The sequence below is a fragment of the Lysinibacillus sp. NPDC093190 genome (genome assembly GCF_050280425.1).
In the GTDB taxonomy this organism is placed as follows: domain Bacteria; phylum Bacillota; class Bacilli; order Bacillales_A; family Planococcaceae; genus Lysinibacillus.
The window spans coordinates 1-7,092 of the sequence record NZ_JBNNVG010000061.1; the positions used below are offsets into that span (position 1 = coordinate 1).

4 protein-coding genes and 1 pseudogene are annotated in these 7,092 nt (G+C 33.8%); all 5 read left to right on the plus strand.

Translation table 11 applies throughout. From position 1 onward, the window contains the following. A partial coding sequence (locus tag ACQKOF_RS24810) for an IS66 family transposase (protein WP_427563002.1) occupies positions 1-404 on the plus strand: 404 nt, incomplete at its 5' end. Between the two features lie 279 nt (positions 405-683). Next, positions 684-3,944 (plus strand): DNRLRE domain-containing protein, encoded by a 3,261-nt coding sequence (locus tag ACQKOF_RS24815; protein WP_427563005.1) that lies wholly within the window; start codon positions 684-686, stop codon positions 3,942-3,944. Continuing rightward, positions 3,908-5,641 carry an RHS repeat-associated core domain-containing protein gene (locus tag ACQKOF_RS24820; protein ID WP_427563008.1) on the plus strand — a complete coding sequence of 578 codons (1,734 nt, stop codon included), beginning with the start codon at positions 3,908-3,910 and terminating at the stop codon, positions 5,639-5,641. Before ACQKOF_RS24815 ends, ACQKOF_RS24820 begins: the two co-directional genes overlap by 37 nt. A 10-nt stretch (positions 5,642-5,651) precedes the next feature. Further along, positions 5,652-6,566: a hypothetical protein gene (locus ACQKOF_RS24825; protein WP_427563011.1), complete on the plus strand. Its 915-nt coding sequence runs from the start codon at positions 5,652-5,654 to the stop codon at positions 6,564-6,566. Positions 6,567-6,847: 281 nt separating this feature from the next. Beyond that, positions 6,848-7,092 (plus strand): annotated as a pseudogene (locus ACQKOF_RS24830) (IS66 family transposase zinc-finger binding domain-containing protein); the annotation flags it as partial.

Consider the following 7,092-nt stretch of genomic DNA (forward strand, 5'->3'; position numbering starts at 1 on the left):
AACCGATTGTAGAGAAATTCTTAAAATGGGTGGACGAATCACCTTTCTTCGGAAAAAATGCCTTAGCTAAAGCTGCCGAGTACACATTAAATCGTTTACATGGATTAAAAGCTTTTCTGTTCGATGGTCGAATTGAAATCGATAATAATCCAGTTGAAAATGCGATTCGCCCAACTGTGATTGGTCGCAAGAACTGGCTTTTTTCTGTTAGTGAAGCCGGTGCTAAAGCGAATGCCATTTGTTTAAGTTTGGCTGAAACGGCAAAAGCAAACGGCATCGATTTCTATCAATACCTAGTGACGTTAATGACAGAACTGCCAAATTTACCGATTCACCAACAGCCAGAGATTTTAAAGAATTACATGTCTTGGTCGAAAAAAATCCAAGCTATATGTGCAAAATAGCCATCTATCCGAAAAAAATTCAGATAGATGGCCACTCGTCGTGTGTACCGAAAAGGTGCGCTTTTTTTATATTTCGGGCTTACCTTTATTATAAACCCTTTTTATCACTTCATCGTTCTTCAAAGAACATTTTCAATAAAATTAAGGTATTAATTATATGTAAATATTAGTAGCTAAGCATTACCATATAACTACAGATATGAATAGTGATAATATATATTGGATGTCATTGGAGGGATATCAAAAATATATATGTTAATTTTTGGGGGAGTAGTAAAATTGAGAAGTTTTTTAAAAAAATTATTAATTTGTAGTGTAGTACTTACGTTATTCATCACGTATATTCCTTTTGGGAATTTTGTGCTACAAGCAGAAGCAAAGAATGTAGAAGAAAAGAAGAGTGAAGAAAAAGAACCAATAGAATTAGTAGAATTACGAACAGAAAATGCTAAAACATTTGATAATTTGGATGGAACTTATACAGCAGAGATTGCTCAAGAGCCCATTCAATATAAGGATAAACAAGGGAACTGGAAAGAAATCGACAATAGCTTAGTCGAAACAAACAATGGTAAGACGGTAACAAATAAAGCCAATGAATTCTCTGTAGAAATTGACAAAACTACGACTGCATCGCAGCAAAATATTACAATCACAGATGATTCTAAGAAGATTGACTTTGGCTTAGTGTCTGCCCAACATGAAACAGCTAATAAAAACGAACAAGTCCAAAATGCTAAAGGGGTAGTAGATAATAATACAATACGCTATCCAAACGTATTAAAAGACACCGATGTGGTTTACACAATAGGGTCCAATCAGATTAAAGAAGATATTATTTATAGCGAAAAGCCCAAAGATGGTTTCCCAAAAAAAATCACATATAAATTGAATGTTACTGGGTTAACCGTAGAACAGATTGACCAGAACATCTATTTGAAGGATGTGGCTACCAATACACCATTATATAAGATAGAAGCACCTTACATGTATGATAGCTATAAACCTGAAGGGTTTAAAACTGTTGATGAAATAATATCGATACCCGAAGAGGCAAGATCATATCAATTAACATTAAGTTATGAAGTAATTGGACAAGACTTGTTTGTATACTTAGAGCCAGATGCTACTTGGTTACAAAGTAAGGAACGTGTATATCCTATTACAATTGATCCTACGATTGTTCGCCTACAAACTTCAGCAAACATGGAAGATACAACAATACGAAGTGCTTCACCTACACAAACAGGGGGAAATGACTTTGAATTAGGCGTAGGAACAGCAGTAGGTGGAAACACAGTTAGGAGTTTATTAAAATTTGATTTAAGTGCTGTACCTTCAAGTACTTCAATCATATCAGCAGATTTAAATTTATGGCTATCATCTACTAATAATAATTCACCTATTGATATTAGTATTCACAAATTAACAAGCCCTTGGGAAGAAAACCAAGCGTCCTGGACTTATGCCAAAACGATTCCATATACAGCATGGAAAATAGCTGGTGGAGATTTTTTAAATGACAAACTCCGTACAGTAAAAGGTATTGGTGTACCACCTAACTCTATAGCAGACGCTAAGGTAAACTGGAAGGTTCCGCTTGAAGCAGTGCAAGGGTGGGTCAATAATCCATCCACTAACTATGGATTTATGTTAAAGAGCGATAGTGAATCAACACAGATTTATAAAAAATTTGCTAGTAGTGAACAGTCCACATTAAATAAATATAAGCCTCAGCTTGTTGTTACGTATAAAACATTCGCCAGACTTGGCATAGAAGATTATTGGGATTATGATTCACGTCCATTAGTAAATGGTATAAATTATGTGAATTTAACAACACATAATAATATTTTACAATATGAAGATATGTCAATTCTAGGACGAGCTGATTCTAGTTTAAGATTTACTAGAACTTACAATAGTAAAGACTATGAAAAGTCTGCTTTCGGTTATGGTTGGAGCTTTACAGGGGACGAAAAGATTTTTACTAATACGGGCAGTCAAAATAATCAATTACAGTACAAAGACGCAGATGGAACGATTCATGTTTTCACTTATAAAGCAGAAACAAAGCAATATGAGGGTGAACTGGGTAATTATAATACCATTAAGAAAACCGCAGCAGATACGTTTATTCTTTATGATTTATATGGCAACCAAACTATTTTCAAAGTTCGTGAATCGACAAGCGATACAGATGTAGAGGTTGCCTATATTACGACTCAAATAGACCGTAATAGCAATAAAATCCACTATTCTTACAATAGTGATAATCAATTGATAGAGATTGCAACAGATTTAGGCAAGGATGTATTAAATAAAACACTTAAGTTTAAATATGAATCTGGCATGATTAGCAAGATGACGTATGGTGACCAACAAATTACATATCGATATACGTCAGATGGGTACTTACAATATGTAGATGTGTTGAAAGACATAACTGGTAACAAAACAACAACACAATTTATATATACGAATAAATTTCTAACAACAATTGTCGATGCAAATAGTAAGCTTACAAAATTTGAATATAATGGCGCAGATTTAAAATATGTTTATGAACCAACTGAAGATACAGCAAACCAACCTAAAACAGAATATTCATTAGATCGAGCAACAGGCGTTGCAACAATTATTGACCCAGAGCAAGGTGTTACAAGATATTTTGTTAACAATAACTTTGTTGTTGAAAAAGTCATTTCCCCTGCTGGTGAAGAGAAAACGTATGATCTAGATGAAAACTATAATATTTTAAGAGAAACGGAAACCATTGATGGTGTGTCCAAAGTTTTAGTGACGAATGAGTATGACAAAAATGGCAATTTAAAAACAACAACGGATGCAGAAAATAATAAACAATCGTATACCTACACGACTTACCAAAATTTCGAAACTCATACTGACTCAGATGGTAAAGTGAGTAGCTATGTGTATAGTCCAACAGGAAATCTAGTAGAGTCTAAATCCCCTTCTACTAGTGGGCAGACAATAACGAAGTATGATTATGACAATTATGGTGATTTAAAATCGATGGAAACATCTGATGGCATTAAAGAAGTTTACGATACAAATTATAGGGATTCCCAAAAAATCATTAACCATACGGATGCATATAACAATACGACAACTACTGAACAAGATTTGTCTGGAAATATCACAGCATCTATAGATGGAAAACACAATGAAACAAAGTATTCCTATAATTTAAAGAATGAACTTGAAACTATTGTCGATCCAAAGCAGCAACAAACAGCTTACGAATATGATGGCAATGGAAATTTAAAACAGATAACAAATGCAAGAGGGTTCAAAACAGACTTTAAGTACAATGGTAAAAATCAAATTACAGAAGAGAAAAACCATTTCGGCAATACAACGTCTTATCAATATGATGAAAATGGTGAGTTAATATTACTCCAAACAACTAAGGGAGATCGTATTGAAAATAAAATTGATCAACAAGCACCTGGTACAACGGTCGTTGTCAATGGAAAAAAATGTGGCGTTACGCAAAAGATGGGGACGATCAGCTAATATATTATGGTGAAACTGAATCTACTCTAAAACGTATTAGCTACTATGACAATGGATTACTAAAATCGATTGATAAAGATGATATTGATGGCAATATTGAGTACGAATATATAGGCGACAAGTACTTATCGTCACTTTCCTTCCCGGGTTATAAAACATATAATACATTAAAATTTGAGCCTGATAATGCCTATAATACGAAACAGGTAGAGTTAAACAAGAAACTACTAGCATCCTTTACCTATGACGATGTGACAGGTCAATTAAAAGATACTAATTTTGCAAATGGCAGTAAATTATCAAAAGTTTATAAATCAGGTCGACTAGAAGAAGAGATATTATCACTGTCGAATACAGCGGAATGGAATAAGTTCACGTATAAGTATGATACTAACAACAATATCAAATCCATTGAACAAAATAGCAAAAACAAAGTCAATTATGACTATGATGCTTTAAATCAATTAACGCAAGAAACGTATGATGACGATGACATACAAATGGATTACACATATGATGAGGTTGGTAACCGCCTCTCAAAAAGTGTGAAAAAAGCAGGTAAAACCGAATCCACTGCTTACCAATATAATGAAGTTAATCGATTAAAGTATGTAAATAATCAGTTATATACTTACGATGATGATGGGAATTTAACAAATGATGGCGCAAATACGTACGAATGGGATGCGTATGATCAGCTAAAGAAAGTAACAAATAGCGCTGGCACAGTCATCGCAGAATATGAATATGATGAAAACGGAAGAAGAATCCATAGTAAAGATAGCAAGGGTTCCATTACCTACTCTTATGATGGAGACACTAACTGCGTCCTCTATGAGAAGGATAAAAGCACTTACGCAGTAAAAAGTTATGTTTACGATGACAATGGACATCTACTCACAATGATTTACAAAGGTGTACCTTATCATTACATCACAAACTATCGTGGTGATGTACTTGGGCTGACAGATGAAAGTGGCAAGCTCGTTGCATCTTACACATATGACGTATGGGGTAACATTTTAACACAGAGTGGTACAGATAATATGGATACTATCAACCCATACCGCTATGCTGGCTATCGTTACGATGAGAGCACAAAGCTTTACTATTTAATGGCACGTTATTATAATCCGGATACAGGTGTGTTCTTATCACTAGACCCTGTTAGTGGAGATACAATGAATCCTTTATCGTTGAATGGCTATAATTATGCGAATAATAACCCAGTGATGAATGTCGATTCGACTGGGGAATATGCCATACCACTTTCATATGCCCCTTTATATGGTCTTTTAGTAGTGAGTTTGATTTTGCAAGCGGTAAAGTCTTTAGATGCAATAATGCCCGCTATAAAAGCTAGCTTTGCCAAAGTAAAAGTAAAAGTAAAACCAAAATATAAATCAAAAACTGAGATTCATCATATAGTAGCGCAAACAGCACCTCTTGCACAAGCTGCCCGAAATATTATAAAAAATGTTGATATAAAAATTAATGATAAAATTAATTTAATTGAGTTAAAAACAGGTCTACACAGACGTCTTCACACAAAACTGTATTATGGTGCAATTAATGTACTAATGGAGTCATCATACAGTACTAAAAAAAAGAAAAATGACAACTTTAAAAGTGTAAAAGCTATGTATAATCTAATTAAGATTTGGTTAGGTAAATTTAATGCCTGGGCACCATTTTAAGGAGGATATTATGTTAGGTCTGAACCTTATTTATAAATTTAAAACATCTTACTCATTATCATATGCGAAGAAAAAGGGATTGATAGCCAGATGTGCGGGGAGCACTATGATCCATGATTTTCATTCAGGGGAAGAAACACATAGATTAAAAAAACCGGCTCATCCATCACAAGTATTATTTTCAGATGACGAAAGATTTCTTATAGTAAAAAATACGTTAGGAAATATTTATGTATACGAAACTATTAATTTTGAAGTTGTTTCGATTTTTAAAAATACTAAATTCATCGAAATGATTGAGGGGAAATTTTTGTTTAATCATGAACAAAATAAAATAGTGGATGTTGTTAAAATGGATGGAATTGAACAAATTGTCGCACTAGATCTGGAAACGAAGATGATTTCTCCAATCCTATCTATTCCTAATGAGGGTATACAACAAATTATCACCTGTAATCAACAAATTGAGGGTAAGTACATTTTTACAATCCTAAGCTTACGTAATGAGACGGAACGTTTCATGTTTAATTTACTTGTATTAGATATAAAGAATGATAACATCCAACATGAGTTAATTAAAACCGAATTTGTTTGGGATAAGATTGTTTATATAAAAACAAAGGACCAATATCTTATTGTCTCAGGAAATGAAATTTTATTAGTAAATAATAATTTAAGTATTATTGAAAATAAAATAAAATTACCCAATGAAAATCCAAATTTAATGGCAGGTAGTATTCACCTTTCTAAACTAGAAGACTCTGTTCTAATAATTTACAACCATATCTTATATTTAGTACAAATAGAACAACTTGAACTGATTAATTCGGTGCCAATCGAATATGTATGTTTTGCTGAATATATTAATAATGATGAACTGATATTTATTGGGACTTGGAAAAATGGATTTGTTTTAAAGAAGTGACCTGCACCGGTGCAGAAACAATTCGGAAAATTAACTACAATTTGAAGCCTTTGACAATCATAAATATTAAAAGCTGTGTCAAACTTCCAATCAAAATTTGTATTTGAGACACATATAAACACTTTTAGGCTGCTTGATTGTAAGCCCGTAATCAAATAACGCATATAAACAACAAGGCACCTCCGGTACGATAAATGTATCAAATTAGAGGAGGTGCTTCTTTATGTCAACTACCAAACTAACAATTGTCCCTGTGACACTAAATCCCATCACTGACAACTCACCATCATCCCACCAATACACAATGCGACTGTTGCCTTGGCCCAATGACCGAAGCCGGTACAACTATTGCGCGTGAAGAAGCAAAATTCATTCCGGCAAAAATGATGCGCATTCAGCATATTGAACATGCCTACGAGTGCAAGCACTGCAAAATGGATGCCACACAAAAAGCACAAATGAAACGTGGGAAAGCCCCACAAGCTGCCATTCAGCGAAGCATTGCGGGACCTACTGTTCTAGCAAA

Excerpts from the sequence above, each read along its gene's own strand:
- ACQKOF_RS24825 (WP_427563011.1), top strand. The coding sequence starts at position 5,652 with ATGTTAGGTCTGAACCTTATTTATAAATTTAAAACATCTTACTCATTA.
- ACQKOF_RS24820 (WP_427563008.1), top strand. The coding sequence starts at position 3,908 with ATGTGGCGTTACGCAAAAGATGGGGACGATCAGCTAATATATTATGGT.